We start from the raw sequence: 20348 nt of genomic DNA, 5'->3' as shown, positions 1-20348 counted from the left end.
CAGCCGTCCGGCGGCGTCGACCGGTCAGCCGGCTCGGCGCCAGACGGTGTGCGGTTCAGTGCCGGGCGGCGTCCGGCCGGGCGGCCGGCTCAGTGCTGGGCCGCGTTGATCAGCTGGTCGGCCAGGGTGGCCAGGCGATCGGCCAGGGCCGTGTCGGTGATCAGGAACTGCAGGCCGATCTCCTGCCCGTCGCGGCTGTCGGCCGAGTTCACCACCCGCGCGTGCACGGTCATCTGCTCGTCGCCGCTGTCCAGGTCGACGTCCAGGCTCGCGCCCTCGCACAGGAACCGGTAGTCCTCGTGGGAGATCAGGCAGCGCATGCCGCCGGCGCTCACGTTGACCAGGGGCGCCGAGACGGCCGGCCGGCCGGGGCAGCGCAGCACCGCCTGCCCGGCGGTGCTGATCCGGTCGTGCTCGCGGCGCTCCAGGCGGGCCGCGAGGTCGTCCATCTCCTCGACCCGCCCCAGCGTGGCGGTCATCTGCGCGGTCAGCCGCCCCATCAGCGTCGCCTGATCGGCGGCGACGGCACGCAGCGAGGTGGCGGCGTCACCCACCCCGGCGATGCCCTCGATCATCGTGGTGATGGTGCGGGACATCGCGGTGGTGTCCCGCTCCAGGTCGTGGATCGTCCGGGTGATCTGGTCGGTGGACTCGGCGGTGTGGGTGGCGAGCTGCTTCACCTCATCGGCGACGACCGTGAAGCCGTACCCCAGATCGCCCGCCCTCGCCGCCTCGATGGTGGCGTTGAGCGCCAGCAGCCGGGTCTGCCCGGCGATACCGGTGACCAGCGCCGCGGTCTCGGCGACCCGGCGCAGGCTCAGCTCCAGGGAGGAGATCACCTGCTCCGCCTCGCGGGCCTGGGCGACGATCGCGCTGGTCGCCATGTCGGCCACGGTGATCCGATCGTCGATCACGTCGGACGAACTCTTGACCTCGCCGACCTTCTCGGTCACCTGGCGCAGTTCCTCGGCGATCACCCCGGTGGACTCGTCGATGATCTCCTGGGTGCGGCGGCGGAACTGCACCTCGGCCTGCCGCTGGTGCAGGAACCCGGACCGCAGTTGCTGCTCACGGGCGGCCTCCGCACTGGCCAGCGCCTCCTCCTGGTCCTGCAGCCGGGTACGCGCCACGATCAGCGCCCGCCCGATGTCACCCATCTCGTCGCGCCCCTCCGGCAGCGGGCGCGGGGCCAGGTCGGACCCGGCGATCGCGGTCACCGCCGCGACCGTCTGGCGCACGTCGTGGTTGGTCCGCCAGAGCACCGCGGCAGCGAACCAGAGCGCCAGCAGGAACCCCCCGAGCGAGATGATCAGCACCACCGCGCGCTCCATCGCGAACGTCCCGATGCGCTCGTCCAGCAGCGCCGACAGCGCGTCGTGCAGCGGCTGGACGGCCGCGGCCGCCGCCGCGGCGGCAGCGGCCGGATCAGCCGGGCCGGGCGTGCTGAGCGTCGTGGTGAGCTGCTCGGCGAGCGCGTCGATCCGGTCGGCGAGCTCCTGCACGGGCTGGGTGATCACGCCGGACAGCTCCGGGTCGCCGGTGTTGCCGACGGCGGTGGTGACGTCGTTGCGCAGGGCGCCGGCCGCGCTGGCCAGCCGGCCCGCCAGCACCGCCTGGGCCGCCACGGCCGCCTGTGTGTCCGCGCCGGCCGGCACCGGCAGCGCCGCCTGCAACGCGGTCAGCATCGCCTGTGGCAGCTGCACCACCTGGGCGTCCATCACATAGAACGAGTCCAGATCGGGGTCGAGGATGAGGTTCGAGTTGTTGCCGATCGCCGTGATCAGGGCGGCCAGCGCGGTGGCGGTCGCGATCCGTGCCTCGACCGAGTCGTCCGCCACCGCCGGAACCGCCGAGACGGCCTCGGCGATCCCGAGCGCCGGGTGGGCGTCCGCGGCGGCGCGGACGGCGGCGAGATCGGGGGTACGCCCGGCGACCGCGTCCGTCAGCGCGAGCAGCACCGAGCGCAGGGTGTCGGCGCCGTCCCGCTCACGGGTGCTGAAAGTGATGTCCGCGGTGGTCTCCGCGGTGTACATGCCGGTGGCCAGGGCGCCGGGGACGAGCAGGGCCAGCACGACCACGCCGAGTCGGGTCGCGGTCCGGATCCGGTCGGTGATCCGCAGCACCGGACGCAACACCGTGGGCGGCGACCCAGTGCCTAGTGCCATTCCAACCTCCCCACTTATGCCCTTTTATACGGCAGTTGCGGGAACCTGTCCGGCATTCGCTTCTGTGCCAGGATCAGGGGATGGCAGACGTGTTCCAGGTACGCATCGCGGTCCGCGGCTACGAACTCGACCTGCAGGGACACGTGAACCAGGCGGTCTATCTGCAATACGGGGAACACGCCCGCTGGCAGTGTTTCCTCGCTGCCGGGCTGGGGCCGGACGTGCTGGTCGAAGCCGGGATCGGCCCGGTCGTGCTGGAGACGACGATCCGCTACCTGAGAGAGTTGCGGGCCGGCGACGAGGTCGACGTGACCTGCCGTTTCCGCTGGGAAGGCGGCAAGACGTTCCGGGTCGAGCAGGACTACACCCGTGCCGACGGCACCCCCGTGGCGCACGTGACCGGGGTGGCCGGTCTCCTGGACCGGTCCACCCGGCGGCTCGTTCCCGACCCGGTCGAGCGGATGCGCGCCCTCGCCACCGACCCGTCATGGCTCGGCCTGTGAGCCCGGGCCGGCGGCCTCGGGCCTCGGGCCGGGCGGGCGCCCGGCCTTCGGCCCGGCCGGCTCAGGCCTCCGTCAGGGCGGGCGCCCGGTGCTCGATCCAGCCGGTGAGGTTGGCGGGCAGATCGGCCTTGCTGTAGAGCCAGCCCTGCACCAGGTCACAACCCTGTTCGCGGAGCCAGTCGCGCTGCGCCTCGGTCTCCACGCCCTCCGCCACCACCCGGTGGCCCATCGCCCGGGTCATCGCCAGGACCGCGCGGACGATCGGCTCGTTGGCGCCGTTCTCACCGACATCCGAGACGAACGACCGGTCGATCTTGACGATCCCGACCGGGAGCCGGTGCAGATAGCTCAGCGAGGAGTAACCGGTACCGAAGTCGTCGATACACAGGGTGACACCCATCGTCCGCAGCGCGTTGAGGGTGAGCAGGGCGGTTTCGAGATCCTCCATCACACCGGACTCGGTGATCTCCAGCCACAGGGCGGACGGCGGCAGGTCGTTCTCCCGGAGCGCCTCGTCGACGAGCCGCACCAGGGAGCCGTCGCGCAGCTGGCGCACCGCGACGTTCACCGACACGTGCAGCGGGCGGGCGTGCGGGCCGCGCTGGGCGATCCACTCGCCCAGCTGCCGGACCGACTCCCGCAGGAGCCACGACCCCATCTCCTCGATCATGCCGGTCTCCTCGGCGATCGGGATGAACTCCACCGGCGAGACGTGCCCCAGCACCGGCGAGTGCCACCGCATCAGCGCCTCGAAACCGTCCAACTCGCCGGACGCCAGATCGATGATCGGCTGGAAGTGCGCGGCCAGCTCGCCACGCTCCACCGCCCCACGCAGCGCCTGCTCCAGACGGACCCGGTCCTGCACCTGGGCGTGCATCGAGGAGTCGAACAGGGCGTACACGTTGCGGCCGTTGCTCTTGGCCTTGTACATCGCGGTGTCCGCGTCCCGGATCAGTTCCAGGGCGTGCGCGCCGGCGGCCGACTTCGCCACCCCGATCGACACGGACGTGACCACGTCACCGATGGAGAGCGAGAACGGCCGGTTGAACTCGGCCAGCAACCGCTCGGCCAGTGACTCGGCCAGCCGCTCGTGCGGCGGACTGGCCAGGGCGACCACGAACTCGTCGCCACCGATCCGGCTCACCACGTCACCGGGCCGCACCTGCTCGGAGAGCCGGCCGGCGACAGCTCGCAGCAACTCGTCGCCGACCGAGTGGCCCCAGTTGTCGTTGATCATCTTGAACCGGTCGAGGTCGAGGAAGAGCAGGCTGATCTCGAGACGCTCCGCGGCGGCCCGGCCGGCCCAGCCGGCGACGGTCTCGGTGAGCAGCTCCCGGTTGGGCAGGTCGGTGAGCGTGTCGTGGGTGACGCGCCGCCGGCTGATCCGCTCGGCGTGGGCCCGGGAGTTGTTGGAGCGGATCACCCTGATCAGCACGGTCAGGACCAGCAACACGCAGAGAACGGCCCGGATCACGTTGCTGGCCGTCGTGCCCGCCGGCATGAGGGCGGTCAGCGCGACGGGGATGATCACCATCGAGCCGATCGAGACGGTCCGTGCCCGGCTCAGATCCCGCACCACGACCTGCTGCGGCTCGGTCAGGGTGCGCATCGACGGGTGCAGCGAGGCGCCCGTCAACAGGACGAACATCAGCAACAGCGATGAGTCGATGAGTTGCTCCGGCACGCCGACCAGCAACGCCACACGCAGGCAGTAGAGCAGGTCGCCGGTGAACAGCACCCCGCACGCGAGAACCATCATCCACAGCGCCGGCTGCCGGGCGCCACGGCCCAGCAGCAGCCGGAGGGCCAGGACCAGCACGGCCACGTCGATGATCGGGAAGAGCACGTTGATGAACTGGGCTCCGCTGAGCTGAGCGCTCACCCTCGGCGCGATCAGGAACATCCAGGTGAGGAACGCCGTACCGAGCCCCATCAGCAGCGCGTCGATCCGCGCCGCATCGTCATCCGTGTCATGCCGCCGCCGCAGCATGATCGAGAAACAGAGCCCCACCAGGAGGTACGCCGGAATGGTGAGCAGATCCGGAAGGAGCGTCAGCTGGTCCGGCAGCCCACCGGCGTCACGCACCACCCGCAACAGGCTGCAGACGACGAAGAAGTAGGAGGCGGTGCGGATATGCCGCCACGGTGAGCCGTCGACCGGCCGATGCCGGCGCGGCCCCCGGTGGATGGCCACCAGTCCGAGCAGCAGGAGCAGGCCCATGGCGGGCGCGGCGGCCCACTCCGGGCCGGCCAGCAGAGTGACGAGCAGGGCCGCGCTGAGGCCCAGGTGCAGCCGGAACTCGAACGGCACCGGAATGGCGTGCCCCTGATCGGTGGCCTCGACGTGGGTCATGACCCTCCATCGGCCGAACGGGGGCCCGTCTTATCGAACCGGCGAAGAGCGACCCGAGTCACCAGCCGTTCGTCCGGCCACGGCCGCTGCCCGGTCGGCAGCCGCCGAGAAACGGAGCGCGGCCACTCCGGCGGACGACCGGTACGCCCCGGCTCTCCGGCGTGCGACATTGTCGCGCGTGTTCGAGGAGGCCCCCATGGAGGAAGCACTACAGGCGTACACCGCCGGTCACACCGACGGCTCCGCAGGCGTCCGCGACCAGTCGCGTGCCGATGACCCGGAGACCGGCCAGGACTACCGGGTCGGCGTGGTCGACGGCAGCGTGGCCACGTTCCAGTCCGAGTTGATCGCCGAAGTCCGCCGGCTGCTGGACGAGACCCGCTGAGCCAACCCCCCCTGCCGAGGTCCGGCAGGGGGTCTGAGCAGGTGCGGAGCGCCTGAACCGGGGGGCGCTTTGGCATCAGGCCGGAGGCTCGGCTAAGGTTTCATCCGTCGCCAGGGAAACCTGGGGGGACAAGCGGACGTAGCGCAGCTGGTAGCGCATCACCTTGCCAAGGTGAGGGTCGCGGGTTCGAATCCCGTCGTCCGCTCGGAGAAGGCTGTTGCTGATCCTTGCATCAGCCGCCTCGGTGGAGTGGCCGAGAGGCGAGGCAACGGCCTGCAAAGCCGTGTACACGGGTTCAAATCCCGTCTCCACCTCGCTTAGCTTCTTCGGAAGCGGTTGCAAGGGCGATTGGCGCAGCGGGAGCGCGCTTCCTTGACACGGAAGAGGTCACTGGTTCGATCCCAGTATCGCCCACCAGCAGTAGTTATCGAACCGGATGCCCTTTTGGGAATCCGGTTCGCTTCCTTTGAGGGCCTTCTGACCCGCGATGGCGTGGAAGATGAGGGTGGTGCGGTTCGACCGCACTGCGCTCGTGATGTCGACCGAGGGCAGTGCGGTACCCGAACCGCGTGGGGACGCCAGTAGACGTTGATCGTCGGCGGGCTACAGGTTGTTGATGCGGGCCAGCAGCTCTTCCTCGGTCAGGTTTTCCAGGACCGCGTCCTGCTTGCGGCCCAGCACCGCCAGCAGCTTCTCCTTCTCCAGCTTCTTGGCCGCCACCGCCTTCGCCGCCTCGTCCTCCGCGAGGCGGATGGCGATGACGTGCTTGACGACCTCCAGCTTGGTCTCCAGGGTCGCCTTGGCCGGATTGGTCTCGGTGGCCACGAACGACTCGGTGTCGATGGCCTTGAGTTCGGCGTTGACGGCCTTGGCCACGTCATCGAGGCTGAAGCCGGACTTGGCGGTCAGCGGAAGCTCCCACAGCTGTTCCGTGGTCAGCAAGCCCTTGGTCGACGGGTAGCGGAATTTCTCCCGCGTCGCCTTTTCAAAAATGGTCACGGTGGCCTCTTCCGGATGTCGGGGCAGGGGATCAGAACTGGATGCTGACGAGGTGGCGCCGGCCGCCCGTCATGGTCACCTTGGCGACCACAGAGCTGCGGACCGTGGAGCTGAAGCCGAGGCCGGACAGCTGATCCTCCGACGGCTCGCACTTGGTGCGGTCGCCGAGAACCTCGAACACCTTGCGGTGCGGTTGCAGATCGCCGCGGAGGAACTCGTTGTAGATCCCCCGGGTCGGCTGGTCGTTCACGCACCCTTTCAGGATGAAGAAGTAGTGGCGGTTGCCGACCTCGCTGTCGTCGAAGTAGTTCGGCGAGTACATGATGGTGGACACCGGTACGAACTGTTCGGTGGTGATGCCCCACAGGTCCTTGCCGGCGCTGCCCGCCCGCATGTCCTCACCCGGCCGGAAAGCGGTGATCACCTCGCCGGCGACCGTCATCCGGCCCACCTCGACGGTCTCCTTCTGGCCGACCGCCCTTTCGTAGCTGTAATGCTCGATCTTCCCGTTGCTCTCGGTCTCGATCACGAAGCCGACCTGGGTGCTTTCCCGCTTGTTGTACTGGTTCACCTCGATCCGGTACTCGCCGTCGGGGATGTGGTGGGCCCAGGTGACGTTCTCCACCGGCTCGCGTGAGAATGGCCCGCCCGCGTTCATGTCGACGTCCAGCTTGTTGCGCTTGTCCTGGTACCAGATGTGGTCGCCGTTAGGTTCGAACACGTGCAGGTCGAGGTCGTCGTGGTTGAACCAGGACAGGCTCACCCGCAGCTTGCCGGTGACGTTGCCGCCGGCCCGCTTGACCCTCTCCTTGATCGAGTCGGTGACGTTGCCGTTGTAGGACCAGGCGAAATCGTTGTCCCAGGTGAACAGCCGCGGGGCAGTCGGGTGCCGGCCGGTGGTGAGACTGACGAGGTGCGGTTCGTGGCTGTTGGCGACCCACAGGTCGATGGTCGCGGCACCGGGCAGGATGTCTTTCATGAAGGCGACCACGGGGATCTCCTCCGGCTTCGCGTCACGAAGGCGCGCACCTGACGACCTGGTGGTGGCCGCCTGCATGAGCAGCCCTTCGATGCCGTCCTTCATCCGCGACTGTGTGTCGTTGTCGACCCACAGCACGTTGGTGACCGATACGTCGGACAGCCGGGCGAACCGGCGCTGCAACGACTCCTCGATGCCCAGCTCGTCGATGGTCTTCATGGCGGCCTTGACCATGGCCGGGGTGATCAACGCCGTGGGGCGCTGGTAATTCTGCGGTGCCACCTTCGTCTCGAACGACCGGACCGCCTGCTCCAGGTCGACGCCCGCGGAGAGATCCTGGACGAGGGTGCCGATCACCGTGTTGCGGAACCGGGCCGCCGGGTTCATGGCGTTGGCGAAGACGAAGGCCCGGCGGTCGGCCGCCTGCGTCCACCGGTTCTGCAGCGACCGGAACTCGGTCACCGCCCGGCGATGCTCCGTGCCGCGGTAGAGGGCGTTGTCGTCGATGAGGTCGACGACGGTGTCCAGAGCGTGCTGGCTCAGCTCGGCCAGGCCACGCTGGAACACCTGCACCGCGGCGTCGAAGGTGCCCCGTGCCGCGCCGACGTCCTTGATGCGATGCCGCTTCTCCACCCGGCCGTGCAGATGGTGCCACACCTCGACCTGGCCGTCGCGCAGCGTGCGGGTCGTCGGTGTCCCGTACTGCGCCTCGCTGGACCGGAAGATGCTGGACAACGGCAGCGTGCCGACGAATTCGTCCATTGCGGCGGCGACGACGGAGAAGACCGGATCGGATGCGGACACCCCGGACCAGACGGTGCGGACCTGTCCGTCGTGGATCTCGACGACGTTTCCGAAGTTCTTGACGAACGCGCGGCAGGTCGAGCAGTCGTACTCGGACCGCTCACGGAACCGGAGATTGGTGCCGGCGGGGAAGGAATCGAGAAAGGTGAGCCAGAGTGAGTCCCGGTCGAGGCCGTCGCCGACGACGTACAACTCGCCCTTGGACATCGCGGACAGACGTGTAGTTACATCCGACACGAACTGCTGGAAATCGCCCACCGTGTCATCTCCTTTGATCACCGGAGATCCTATGGAGCGCACGCGATCGGAGAAACGCATTTCCGGCCGTCCGCGCGGTCACGGCCGGCCTTTGGTGAAGGGTTCGCTCCGGGGCGCCGCCCGGCGGAGTCATCGGATGCGCCCTCCCGTGGCCGTGCCCGCAGATGCCCGCGGATCGCCGGGGCAGGACGGCTCGTACGGGAACTCAGGAACGTAGCGCGTCCACTCCTCCACACTGAGGCCGCGGCCGGCCATGGCGCACGCCTGCCCGACGGGATCGGCGCGGAGATCGTTGAGAGCAGCGATGTCCCAGAGGATCGACCGTGCTCCGGCGTACGCACTTCCTCCGGTGAACAGGGTCCGTCCGTCCGGGCCGAAAGCCACCACTGCGCGCCGGATCTGGTTGTTCGGGAACGCGACGAGTCGGGCCGGCTTTGTCCAGTCCGAAAGGTCCCACAGCACCATCCCCGTGTCGACGACGGCGGCCAGGGTGTGGTCGTCCGAGCTCAGTGCCACCGACCTGACCGGGGTGGCGATGGTGGCCAGACGGCTCGCGTGAGTGAGGTCGGTGATGTCCCACAAGTTCACCGTGTTCTCGCTGCCCGTCACGAGCTTCTTGCCGTCCGAGCTGAAGGCCAGCCCGACCACGTAGTCGTCGGGTCCGGGCAACGTTGCGGCGGCAACCGGTTTCGTCCGGTCGCGCAGGTCCCACAACCGGACCGCACCGCTGCCGCTGACAGCGACGGCCAGCGACCCGCCGTCCGGCGAGAACCTGACGGTTTCCACGGTCGCGTTCCCCTGTGTCAAACGCGCGATCGGGGTCATCCCGCGACGGTCGGTTATGTCCCACAGCGTCACGACCGCCCCGGAGGTGCCGACGGCCATGGTTCGTCCGTCGGAGCTGAGCGACACCGTGTTGACGAAGTCTCCCGCGTCGATCTCACCCAACGGCCTCGGCGACGCAGGGTTCGCTACGTCGACCAACCTCACCTTCCGGTCTCGCCCGGCCAGCGCGGCGAGGCTCAGATCCGGACTGAATCCGGCTGCGATGACAGGCGCGCCACTGGGCCAGGTCGCTCGCGGCGCCGGCCTGCCGGGCTGGGAGGTGTCCCAGAAGCTCACCTCGCCCGAATGGTGTACGGCAGCCATCAAACGCCCGTCCGCCGCGAATCCCACTGCCCGCGGAGGCTCGTTGTCGGCGAGCGCCTTCACCAACTGCGGCTCGCCGGGCCCCTTCAGCGTCCACAGCGTCAGCCCTTGGCCGGCTCCCGCCACCGATCGACCATCCGGCGTGAACTCCACCGAAAAGACACTGTGGTCGCCAAGCAAATCGGCCTTGCGCAGCGGAACGGGCGGTGACGTGACATCCCACAAGGTGATTCCCCGGGCGTGTCCCACGGCGAGAACGGTGCCGTCGGCGTTGAACCTGACCGTCCCGATCTGACTGTCACTGACCTTGAGCGTCGTCAGCCGCCGAGGGCTGAGCAGATCCCAGAGGGAAACGGTGCCGTCACTCGCGCCAATGGCGAGGATCCTGCCGTTCGGGTGCAACGCGGGCCGGCTGACCCCTTCATCTTCCACCACGTGCATCTTGAATGGCCGGCTTCTATATGTCAGGTCCCAGATGATCGTGGGCCCATACCGGGTGGCCACGGTGCGGCCGTCTTTGCTGAACGCCACTTCGGGAACACCCATCGGACCATGGCTCAAACTCGACAGCAAGACCGGTCGATCTCGTTCACTCACATCCCAGACCGTGGCCTTTCCGTCGTCCGATCCGGCGACGACAGTTCGTCCGTCAGGGCTGAAAGCGGTCGAGTAGACCCGCACGGGAAGGGCGAGCGGCGCCAGGGGAACCGGCTGCGCCGGGTCTGCGACGTCCCACCGGCGAACGTCCGGCGCCCCGGCAGCGGCGATCAACGTGCGGCCGTCGGGGCTGAACTCCAGGGCTCTCAGCAAACCGGCCTGGGGAATCGTCGAGAGTCGGCGGGGGTGCGCCTGATCGTGAAGGTCCCAGAGGGAGATCGTGCCGTCGGCGCCGGCAGTGGCGGCGACGTCGCCGGGGCCGTGGGCGACCAGCCTGATGTCCCTCATGACGGCGGCGGCGTACCGCGTCGACGTCGTAAGAGAGGTCAGCCCGATCCGGCTCTCCGCATCGGCCTGGACGCCCTCGGACGCCAGCCCGAGTCTCAATGCCGTTGCGGGCTCGCCATTCGCGCCGGCCTTCGCCTCGTTCATCAACTGCCGGCCCACCGCGATTCGTTTCTGCCGCTCGGCCTCCGTTGCGGCCTCCAGCGCGAGTTGCTTCTGTTCCCGGGCGATCCGACTCTGGCGCTCGGCCTCCGCCGCGTACTCCTCCGCCAGGCGCTGTTGCTCTTTCGCGATCCTCTCCTGTTGACGAGCGGTTTCGGCTGCGGCCTCCGCATTGCGCTGCTGCTGGGCCAGGATCTCCTGCATTCGCTTCGTCTCGCCCGCCGATTGTTGCGCCGCCGCCTTCTGCTCTCGGGCGATCTGCTCGAAATCGGCCGCTCGCTGGGCCGCCCGGTCCGCGATCTGCCCTTGTCGCCGGGCATTCTGCTGCTCCCGGGCAGCGTCCGCCGCTGCTTGCTCGGCCGCTGCCCCCTGCTCCTGAGCCAGCCGTTCTTGGCGCTGTCGCTCGACGCCGGCCAGGCGCGCCCTCTCGCCTTCTTGGCGTGCCGCCTGCTCCTGCTGTCGGGCTTCCGCCGCGAACCGTTCAGCGGCCGCTCGATTGTTCTCGGCAGACTCCTGCTGGCGGCGCACCTCGGCCCCGGCGGCCGCGGCACGATCACCGTTTCGAACAGCGACGGCTCCCATCGATGCCGCGGCCGCTGCCAGTATGAGCAGCATGGACAGGGCCGAAGACCACAGTCGGCGTGCGCGACGGTGCTGGCGGACGTCCTCACCTTCAAGGTCGTCCTTGGTCATTCCGTGCATCGGTGCAGCGAGGCGGGCGATCGCATCTCGGAAGCGGGGATGCCTCAGCGTCAGTTGGGTTTTGTCACGCGCCCACCGCAGATCGAGATGCAACGGTTCCTCGGCGAACACCCCTCGCAGTGCGGGCGGGACCGACGTCGAATCGGCGGAGAAATCGTGCTTCACGGCATCCCACTGCCAAACGCCGTCAGTCACCACTGGCAGGATCCGAGCCGGGGATTTCGTGTTCACCCAATGCTCGATCTCACGATTGACCCACAGCGATCCGGCCGCCTCCGGCGAGGCGAGAAGCACGAAGTACTCCGAGTCATCCAGTGCATCCTGGATGGAAGACCACAACGTCGGCGTCACCGACAGACCGGTCTGATCGCGGAATATCCACAGCGCGCGACGCCGGTGCCACGGCCGGGCCATGAGGTGCAGGCCACGCTGCACACACGGGGCGAGTCGCCCATCGGCGGCGTGACTGTACGAGATGAAACCGTCGAAACCCATGGCACCGGCCCCCGCAGACAGTTGATAGCCGGCGATCATTGTGCACGGCCTGCTCATGGGTCCGAAGCCGGAGCGCCCGCACCGAAGCCGTGATCGACGGACCGTGACAGTAGTGACGCCCTTGCGCACCTGGGTGTGGGTGAGGACGTCGCCGGCCCTCACCTCGTCCTTCTCCAGCGGATCTCCATGGCAACCTCTTCGCGTGCTCGCCCGGCTTCGGCGTGGCCGAAACCGCTGCGATGCTTGTACGATATGACGTACAACTTAGGGGGGGTCATGAAGGTCATCACCGCATCTGACCTGCGCGCGAATCTTGCGAACGTGTTCGACGCCATCGAGGATGACGCTGAGCATCTGGTGGTCACCCGCAGTGGGCACGAGCCCTTGGTCGTCATGCTCAAGAGCGACTATGACGCCTGGCGGGAGACGGAGTACCTCTCTCGTGGTGCCAACGGCCGTGAGCTGCGCCGCCGCAGGGCCGAGATGGAGACGGGTGCCCAGGTCCAGCACGAGCTTGCCGAACTCGACGACGAAGGCGCGGCGTGAAACTGGTCTGGCACCCGGACGCGTGGGACGAGTATGTGAGTTGGCAGTCGAGTGATCGGAAGATCCTCAAGAGGATCAACGCTCTCATCAAGGACGTCCAGCGGGGCGAAGACGGCGGTATCGGCAAGCCGGAGCTCCTCAGGGGCGACCTGTCGGGCTGGGCGTCACGGCGCATAACCGAAGAGCACCGGCTCGTGTACCGCGTTACGGACGCCTTGGGCCAGGTGGAGATTCTGTCCTGCCGCTACCACTATGGGGACCGATAGCGACCGTGGGTTGAGGCGGGCGTCGGAAGCCGCGAGCGCCGTCACCGGTTCGCGTCAGGCGGCGGCTACCGGTGCGTGTGCTCCTTGTGCGGCGCGCGGACGGCCGGGTCTGGTGCGGCCGCCGGCTCCGGGCCGCCGGCGCGCGGCGAGAACCAGCGCTGGTGCAGCCGGTTCAGCGGTGCCGGCGCCCACCAGTTCCATTCGCCGAGCAGGCTCATCACCGCCGGCAGAAGCAGGCCGCGGACGACCGTGACGTCGAGCAGCAGCGCGACCGCCATCGCGAAACCGATCTCCTTGACCGCGATCAGGTCGCCGAGCAGGAAGCCGAGGAACACCACGCCGATGCACAACGCGGCGGCGGTGACCACCGGCCCGGACTTCTCGATGCCGGCGCGGACGGCGTGGTCGCCGTCCGGCGTGCGGCGCCGGGACACCGGGCGCCCGTCCCACTCCTCCTTGATCCGGGCGAGCAGGAACACCTCGTAATCCATCGAGAGCCCGAACACGAACACGAACAGCAGGACGGGCGTGGTGACGTCGATCGCGCCCCACGAGTCGAAGCCCAGCAAGGCGTCGCCGACACCCCACTGGAACACGACGACCAGCGCGCCGAGCGTGGCGAGCAGGGTGAGCGCGTTCATCAGCAGGGCCTTGACCGGCATCACCAGCGAACCGGTCAGCACGAACAGCAGCACCGCCGTGGACAGCACGACGATCAGCAGCGCGAGGGGGAACCGGCTGACGACCGAGTCGCGGTAGTCGGCCAGCTCCGCGGCGGCGCCACCGACGAGCACCGGGAACGGCGGATCCAGGGCCCGGATCGCGCGTACGACGTCGCGGGAGGTCCGGCCGGCGGTCTCGCCCTCCGGGGTGACGTCGATGATGGCCGCCGGCCCGGCGACGTCGGGGCGCGGTTCCACCCGCAGCACGCCGTTCAGCGTGTTGAGCACGTTCATGAAGTCGCGGGCCGGGTCGCCGGCCGGGTCCGCGTCGACCACCACGACGATCGGGTCCGCCTGACCGCCGCTGAAGTCACGCTGCACCGCCTCCTGCAGCCTGCGGGCCTCGGCCGAGGCGGGCAGCGCGCGGGCGTCGGAGTTCTCCAGATTGACCGCGAACAGGAACGGCAGCGACAGCGCGAGCAGGCCGGCCGTGACGGCGAGCGCGACCGGCGCCGGGCGGGCCTGCGCGAACGCGGCGAGCCGCGCGAGCAGACCCGGGCCGGGCTCGGCCCGGCGCCGTGAGACGGCCGCGACCGCGCGGCGGAAGGTGAGCACCCGGGCGGTGTCGCGGGCCCCGGGAATGCGGCGGTGTGCCGTGGCGATGAGCGCGGGCACCGCTGTCAGGCCGGCCAGGGTGGCCAGCAGCACCGCGACCGCCCCGCCCAGCGCCATCGCGCCGAGCAGCGGTTCGGCGAACGCGAACAGGCCGGCCATCGCGGCGCCGACGGCGAGCCCGGAGATCAGCACGGTGCGGCCGGCGGTCGCGGTGGTACGGGCGACCAGGTCCGCGACCGGGGCATCGGGGTCGGCCTCACGCTCCTGGCGGAACCGGGCGATCACCAGCAGCGCATAGTCGACGGCGAGCCCGATGCCGAGCAGGGTGACGACGTTGACGGTGAACTCGCTGACCCCGGTGAACGCGGTCAGCCCGAACAGGCCGAGCAACGTCACCGACACGGTGGCCAGCGCGGCGGCGAGCGGGATCGCGCCGGCCACGAAGCCGCCGAGGATCAGCGCCAGCACGAGAAGCAGGACGACGATCGCGACCGACTCGCCGAAGGCCGCGTCCGCGATGGCCTGGTCGGCGAACGCGCGCTCGGCGAGCTTCTCGCCGCCGACCAGCACCTCGGGCGCGTGGATGCGGTGCAGAGCGCCGGCGACCGCGTCCTCCACCTGCTCGCGCCGGTCGTCCGGCAGGCCTCGATCCAGCTCGACCCGGATCAGCGAACTCCGGTTGTCGGCGCCGATCCGCCCGCCCGGGGCGCTGTACAGGTCCTCGACCTCCGTGACGCCGTCCATGGCGCGGATCTCGCCGGTGACCGCCGTGATGTCGTCGACCAGCGCCCGGTCGTACACCTCATGTCCGCCGACGACGGCGACGACCACCGGGCCCTCGGGCCGCAGGCGGTCGACCTGCCGGTCCGCGAGCTGCGACTCGGCGTCCGGGCGAAGGCTGCCGGTGGTGGCGAGCCGATCGAAGACCTGGCCTCCCAGGACCAGCCCGGCGGCGGTCAGGACGAGCCAGACACCGAGAACCGGCCACCGCCGGCGGGCACACGAACGGCCGAGCGCAGCCAACATCACCGGGACATGCAAGCACCATCGTGTGTGGAACGCCAGCCATAGATGGAAGCGCATCCTCCGGACGTACGGCCAGTTCTGACCGGTCGGTGGGCGGTCGAGTCGGACAGCCGACGCTGCGGACGCTCCGTATCCACTTAGGATCGGTCGGTTACTGGGGGGTTCCGCGAATGGGGAGGGGAATGCCCGTGCTTCGGCGTGCGCTGAGTGGGTTTGTCGCGTTGGTGACCGTGTTCGCGATGTCGTCGTTCGTCGGTCCACGGCCCGCGACCGCCCTCGCGCTGCCGAGCGGCTTTCAGGAGCAGATCGTCTACGGCGGCTTCAACGCCCCGGTCGATCTGGAGTTCGCGCCGGACGGGCGCGTGCTCGTCGCCGAGAAGGGCGGCCGGATCAAGGTCTTCGACGACCTCGCCGACACCAGCCCGACGGTGCTGGCCGACCTGTCCGCCAACGTGCACAACCAGTGGGATCGGGGCCTGCTCGGGATGGCGCTGCCGCCCGATTTCCCGGCCGACCCGTATGTCTACGTGCTGTACACCTACGACGCGCCGCCCGGCCAGACCGCCCCGGTCTGGAACGACGTCTGCGCCAACGCGAACGACGGGCGCTGCGTGGTCACCGGCCGGCTCTCCCGTCTGCAGGTCAGCGGCAACACGATGACCGGCGGCGAGCAGGTGCTGCTGCACGACTGGTGCCAGCAGTTCCCGAGCCACTCCATCGGTGACATCGCCTTCGGCGCCGACGGGATGCTCTACGTCGCCGCCGGTGACGGCGCGAGCTTCAGCGCGGTCGACTACGGCCAGTTGCCCTCCGGGGCGCCGACCAACCCGTGCGCCGATCCGGCCGGCGAGGGCGGGGCGCTGCGATCGCAGGACATCCGCACCGCCGACGACGAGACCCAGCTGGACGGCACTCTGCTGCGGCTCGACCCGGCCACCGGCGCGGCCGCGGCCGGCAACCCGGGCATCGGCTCCGACGACCCGGACACCCGCCGGATCGTCGCCAACGGCCTGCGCAACCCCTACCGGATCACGATGCGGCCGGGCACCAGCGAGGCCTGGATCTCCGACACCGGGTGGAACGCCTGGGAAGAGGTCAACCGAGTGGCCGATCCGACCGCGGGCGTGACCAACTTCGGTTGGCCGTGCTGGGAGGGCAGCGCCCGGCAGCCCGGGTACGACAGCGCCAACCTGCCGGTCTGCGAGACCCTCTACAACGCGCCGGCGGGCACGCACACCGCGCCGTTCGTCGCCTGGGACCACGCCGCCAAGCTGGTCGCGGGCGAGGCCTGCCCGACGGGTAGCTCGTCGTCCACCGGCGTGGCGTTCTACCCGACAGCCGGCGGTCCCTACCCGGCCGCGTACAACGGCGCGGTCTTCTTCGCCGATTACTCGCGCCGGTGCATCTGGGCGTCGCTGCCGTCCACGCCGGGCGGCCTGCCCGACCCGGCCAACCTGCAGACGTTCGTCTCCAACGCCGCCGGGCCGGTCGATGTCGAGGTCGGCCCCGGCGGCGAGGTCTACTACGTCGACCTGGGCGGCACCATCCGCCGGGTGCGCTACTTCCCGGGCAACCAGCCGCCGAGCGCGGTCATCGAGGCGTCGCCGACGCAGGGCCCGGCGCCGCTGACCGTGACGTTCAACGGCACCGGCTCCACCGACCCGGATCCGGCCGACGAGGGCCGCCTGCGGTACGCCTGGGACTTCACCAACGACGGGGTGACCGACTCCACCTCGCCGACGGCGACGTTCACCTACGACACGGCGGGCTCGTACACCGCGCGGCTGACTGTGACCGACACGTTGACCACGACCGGCACCAGCACGATCGCCATCACGCCCGGCAACGAGGCGCCGACGGCGGTGATCGACACGCCGTCCATGGGCACGACCTGGAAGGTCGGCGACACGATCGCCTTCAGCGGCCACGCCACCGATCCGCAGCAGGGCGCCCTTCCCGCGTCCCGCCTCGACTGGAGCCTGGTCATGCACCACTGTTCCGCGCCGGACAACTGCCATGAACACGACATCCGCAAGTGGGCCGGCGTGGCGTCCGGGTCGTTCGAAGCGCCCGACCACGAGTACCCGTCCTATCTGGAACTCAAGCTCGTGGCCACCGACCAGGACGGTCTCCGGCACACCGTGGCGCGCCGGCTGGATCCGGAGACGGTCGATCTGACCTTCAACACCGTGCCGTCCGGACTCCAGCTCGCCGTCGGCTCGTCGTCGGGCACCACGCCGTTCTCCCGGACGGTGATCCAGGGCTCGGCCAACTCGGTGTCCGCGCCGTCGCCGCAGGATTCCGCCACGTTCGGGTCGTGGTCCGACGGCGGGGCGCAGACCCACGTCATCACCGCGCCCACGGCGGCGACGACGTACACCGCGACCTACGCCGTCGGCCCGGCGCCGCAGCGGATCGGCCACACCCAGGTCGGCGCTTCGCTGGACACCGACGACATGAACCACATGAACGGCTCGCGGTTCGTCACCGGGCCCGACCCGGTGACGGTCACGTCGATGTCGGTGTACATGAAGGCGGTCCAGGCGGCGCCGAACAACCAGTACCAGCTCGCCGTCTACGCCGACGCGAACGGATCGCCCGGCGCCCGGGTGGCCACCAGCACGACGGGCACGCTGACCGCGGACTCGTGGAACACCCGGCCGATCACGGCGACGCTGGCCGCCGACACCCCGTACTGGCTCATGTACAACACCAATGGCGACAACAACTTGAGTTTCGACGCCGGAACGGCCAACCAGAGCGCATGGAGCGCGTCCACGCCGTTCGGCGCCTGGCCGACGACGTTCGGCACGTCCAGCCGGTGGAACGCCAAGTTCTCCATCTACGCGACCATGGGCGCGGACACCGCCGCGCCGACGGTGACCTCCACGACCCCGGCCGACGGCGCTACCGGGGTGGCGCCGAACGCGCCGATCACCGTGCGGTTCAGCGAGGGCATGGCGGCGGCCGCCATGACGCCGGCGAACCTGGAACTACGCGGTCCCGGCGGCACGCTGGTCGATCGGAGCGTCACCTATGACGCGGCCGGCCAGGCGGCGACGATCACGCCGTCCACGGCGCTGGCCGTCTCCACCCCGTACACGATGACCGTCCGGGCGGGCGTGACCGACGCGGCGGGCAACGCGCTCGCGGCCGACCACCGGTTCTCGTTCACCACGGGCGGACCGAGCGCCCCGCGGTTCGGGTACGACCAGGTGGGCGGCTCACTGGACTCCGACGACATGAACCACATGAACGGCTCACGATTCGTGAACGGCCCCGACGAGCTCACCGTGAGCCAGATCTCCGTCTACCTCAAGACGGTGCGGGCCGCGCCGGCCGACCAGTACCAGGTGGCGATCTACACCGACGTGGACGGCTCGCCGGGCACGCTGGCCGCGTCGAGCACATCCGGCACGCTGAACGCCGACTCGTGGAACAGCCTGCCGGTCACCGCGACACTGGCGCCGAACACGGCGTACTGGCTCATGTACAACACCAATGGCGACAACAACATGAGCTACGACACCGGCAGCGCGGACCAGGGCGCCTGGAGCCAGTCGCTCCCGTTCGGGTCATGGCCGTCGTCGTTCGGGACGTCCACCCGCTGGACCGCGAAGTACTCGATCTACGCCTCGTAGCGGCGCTCCGGCGGCTGAACGAAACGGTCAGGGCGCGCGGCGGCGCACGGCCGGGGGTGTCGCGTCCGGCTCGGCCGGCCGCCACTCCCGCCGGATCAGCCCGTAGACCCACGAGTCAGAGACGTCGCCGTTCACGACGCAGTCTTCCCGCAACGTCCCTTCACGCACGAATCCGAGCTTCTCCAGCACCCGGGCGGACGCCACGTTACGTGTATCGGTCTCCGCCTGGACGCGATTGAGGTCCAGTGTGTCGAACGCCCACCGCAGCAGACCGCGCGCGGCCTCCGTCGCGTAGCCGTGGCCCCAGGCCGCAGCGTCGAAGCAGTAGCCCAGGGCCGCGCTGCGGTAGTCCGGATTCCACCGGCTCAGGCCGCACCAGCCGATGAACGCTCCGTCGGACACACGATCCACGGCCAGCCGCGCCCCGGTGCCGTCCTCTGCCATCTGCCGGCAGGCCGCGATGAACCGCTCGGCGCGCACGCGTTCGCTCCACGGTGGCGCGTCCCAGTAGCGCAGCACGTGGGCGTTGCTGTGCAGGGCGAAGAGATCGTCCGCGTCCGCGTCGTCGAAGCGGCGCAGTCGAAGGCGGGCGGTGTGCAGCGTGGGGGTGGGCAGCGTCATGTTCCGTCCCGTGATCGGTGGCCGGTCAACCAGACATCCGATGCCGGCCACGCGCAACGGGTTTCTCGGCGGACGGACGGAACGCCGTGCCCCACCCTGAGCCGACGGTCACGGTCGGTCACCGTCGAACCGGGTCCGTTGTCGTCGGGGCCCGGATCGCAGCTGTGTCAGGGGCGTCGCCGCGCCCGCCGTACAGCGAGAGCGAGTGCTCCCAGGACGAGCACGGCGCCCAGGAGTTGCAGGCCGGGCGAGTCATCGGCGCCGCCGTACACGAACGCGGCGACGCCGGTCACGCAGACCAGGATGACGAGGACGTATGTCATGGGAGGATCCTGGGCCGGCGGCCGCCGCCTCCGGAAGGCCCGCCACGGAACCTCCACACGATCTCCCTGGCGCCTTCACCGGGAGTGGTTCGCTGGGAAGCGTGTGAGGGCGATGCCGCGATCGGCAACCGCTGGTCGCGGCGTCGCGCTCTCTACGGGAACGTGCCGGGCCGAGCGGTTCTACTGCCGGATATATGTTTCGGAACCGCATGCGCCGGTAGCCAGATTGCAAACGCGGAAATGCCGGAATGTGCCCTCAGGCGGGTAGAAAGTGGCGCAACCGCCGGGCCGGCCGGTGAATGATCCACCCATCTCATACCCGGTCACCCGGGCGTAGGCATACCAGACCTTGACTGTGGAGCCTGGACCGGCGCAGGCGCTGCCTGAGTGAGGGGACAGGTTGGCCCTAGCGCCGGGAACCTCGTTGGCCTCGGCATGTGCCGGGCCGCCGAAAAGGGTCAGCGACGCGACGGTCCCCATGGCGGCGCCGACTGCCAACTGCTTGAGGAACTTACAAGCGGGATTCTTCCTGGAACAGATCCCCCATTCTGCGGAAGTGACGGCGCGCTCGTCGGGTGAGGCCACCGAGGGCGGTGAGCACTGGCAACGCCCTGCCGGTTCTCGGTGAACTGATCTCAGCAAGATCCGGATAGGTATTTGTATTCGTAGTGGGTCAGATGCAGTGCGGCGGCGACGATGTCGCCGATCCGGCGCGGGCTGACGGTGGCGTACCGCGGTGTTTTCCATCGGCC

13 protein-coding genes and 3 tRNA genes are annotated in these 20348 nt (G+C 69.5%); 8 read left to right on the top strand and 8 right to left on the bottom strand.

What is annotated here, in order from left to right:
- Positions 1 to 89: 89 nt before the first annotated feature.
- Positions 90 to 2165 carry a methyl-accepting chemotaxis protein gene (locus QLQ12_RS31555; protein WP_282764171.1) on the bottom strand — a complete coding sequence of 692 codons (2076 nt, stop codon included), beginning with the start codon at positions 2163 to 2165 and terminating at the stop codon, positions 90 to 92.
- An 80-nt stretch (positions 2166 to 2245) separates the two neighbouring features.
- Here QLQ12_RS31555 and QLQ12_RS31550 point away from each other — a divergent pair, with 80 nt between their 5' ends.
- Positions 2246 to 2668, top strand: coding sequence for an acyl-CoA thioesterase (locus tag QLQ12_RS31550; protein WP_282764170.1), 423 nt, complete (start codon positions 2246 to 2248; stop codon positions 2666 to 2668).
- 61 nt (positions 2669 to 2729) lie between these two features.
- On the opposite strand, the gene QLQ12_RS31545 is transcribed toward QLQ12_RS31550, so the two are convergent.
- Positions 2730 to 5021, bottom strand: coding sequence for a putative bifunctional diguanylate cyclase/phosphodiesterase (locus tag QLQ12_RS31545; RefSeq protein ID WP_282764169.1), 2292 nt, complete (start codon positions 5019 to 5021; stop codon positions 2730 to 2732).
- Between the two features lie 196 nt (positions 5022 to 5217).
- On the opposite strand from QLQ12_RS31545, the gene QLQ12_RS31540 reads away from it, so the two are divergent.
- The 4 genes from QLQ12_RS31540 to QLQ12_RS31525 all read left to right on the top strand — a co-directional run bounded on the left by QLQ12_RS31540 (position 5218) and on the right by QLQ12_RS31525 (position 5823).
- A complete protein-coding gene (locus QLQ12_RS31540; RefSeq protein ID WP_282764168.1) occupies positions 5218 to 5406 on the top strand; it encodes a hypothetical protein in 189 nt (62 codons plus the stop codon).
- A 132-nt stretch (positions 5407 to 5538) separates the two neighbouring features.
- A tRNA-Gly gene (locus tag QLQ12_RS31535) sits at positions 5539 to 5611 on the top strand.
- A 38-nt stretch (positions 5612 to 5649) separates the two neighbouring features.
- Positions 5650 to 5720: transfer RNA gene (locus QLQ12_RS31530), tRNA-Cys, on the top strand.
- A gap of 28 nt (positions 5721 to 5748) precedes the next feature.
- Positions 5749 to 5823: transfer RNA gene (locus QLQ12_RS31525), tRNA-Val, on the top strand.
- 186 nt (positions 5824 to 6009) lie between these two features.
- On the opposite strand, the gene QLQ12_RS31520 is transcribed toward QLQ12_RS31525, so the two are convergent.
- From QLQ12_RS31520 to QLQ12_RS31510, 3 genes are all read right to left on the bottom strand, one after another.
- Positions 6010 to 6405, bottom strand: a complete 396-nt coding sequence (locus QLQ12_RS31520) for a hypothetical protein (RefSeq protein WP_282764167.1) — start codon at positions 6403 to 6405, stop codon at positions 6010 to 6012.
- Positions 6406 to 6436: 31 nt separating this feature from the next.
- Positions 6437 to 8446, bottom strand: coding sequence for a hypothetical protein (locus QLQ12_RS31515; protein ID WP_282764314.1), 2010 nt, complete (start codon positions 8444 to 8446; stop codon positions 6437 to 6439).
- 129 nt (positions 8447 to 8575) lie between these two features.
- Complete coding sequence (locus QLQ12_RS31510; protein ID WP_282764166.1) at positions 8576 to 11935, bottom strand: TIR domain-containing protein; 3360 nt, start codon at positions 11933 to 11935, stop codon at positions 8576 to 8578.
- 237 nt (positions 11936 to 12172) lie between these two features.
- On the opposite strand from QLQ12_RS31510, the gene QLQ12_RS31505 reads away from it, so the two are divergent.
- Both QLQ12_RS31505 and QLQ12_RS31500 read left to right on the top strand, forming a co-directional pair.
- Positions 12173 to 12442: a type II toxin-antitoxin system Phd/YefM family antitoxin gene (locus QLQ12_RS31505; RefSeq protein WP_282764165.1), complete on the top strand. Its 270-nt coding sequence runs from the start codon at positions 12173 to 12175 to the stop codon at positions 12440 to 12442.
- Positions 12439 to 12708: a Txe/YoeB family addiction module toxin gene (locus QLQ12_RS31500; protein WP_282764164.1), complete on the top strand. Its 270-nt coding sequence runs from the start codon at positions 12439 to 12441 to the stop codon at positions 12706 to 12708. The genes QLQ12_RS31505 and QLQ12_RS31500 overlap by 4 nt, the downstream gene beginning before the upstream one ends.
- A 65-nt stretch (positions 12709 to 12773) precedes the next feature.
- Here QLQ12_RS31500 and QLQ12_RS31495 read toward each other — a convergent pair whose 3' ends face one another.
- Positions 12774 to 15011 (bottom strand): MMPL family transporter, encoded by a 2238-nt coding sequence (locus QLQ12_RS31495; RefSeq protein WP_282764313.1) that lies wholly within the window; start codon positions 15009 to 15011, stop codon positions 12774 to 12776.
- Positions 15012 to 15235: 224 nt separating this feature from the next.
- Between QLQ12_RS31495 and QLQ12_RS31490 the strand changes: the two genes are divergently transcribed.
- Positions 15236 to 18652 carry a PQQ-dependent sugar dehydrogenase gene (locus QLQ12_RS31490; protein WP_282764163.1) on the top strand — a complete coding sequence of 1139 codons (3417 nt, stop codon included), beginning with the start codon at positions 15236 to 15238 and terminating at the stop codon, positions 18650 to 18652.
- Positions 18653 to 18679: 27 nt separating this feature from the next.
- Here QLQ12_RS31490 and QLQ12_RS31485 read toward each other — a convergent pair whose 3' ends face one another.
- Together QLQ12_RS31485 and QLQ12_RS31480 are read right to left on the bottom strand one after the other, a co-directional pair.
- Positions 18680 to 19273 (bottom strand): GNAT family N-acetyltransferase, encoded by a 594-nt coding sequence (locus QLQ12_RS31485; protein ID WP_282764162.1) that lies wholly within the window; start codon positions 19271 to 19273, stop codon positions 18680 to 18682.
- Between the two features lie 167 nt (positions 19274 to 19440).
- A complete protein-coding gene (locus QLQ12_RS31480; protein WP_282764160.1) occupies positions 19441 to 19596 on the bottom strand; it encodes a hypothetical protein in 156 nt (51 codons plus the stop codon).
- Between the last annotated feature and the right edge of the window lie 752 nt (positions 19597 to 20348).

Origin of the sequence: Actinoplanes sandaracinus (assembly GCF_030009775.1) — a bacterium.
GTDB classification, from domain to species: domain Bacteria; phylum Actinomycetota; class Actinomycetes; order Mycobacteriales; family Micromonosporaceae; genus Actinoplanes; species Actinoplanes sandaracinus.
This window is presented reverse-complemented; position numbering and strand designations above follow the sequence as displayed.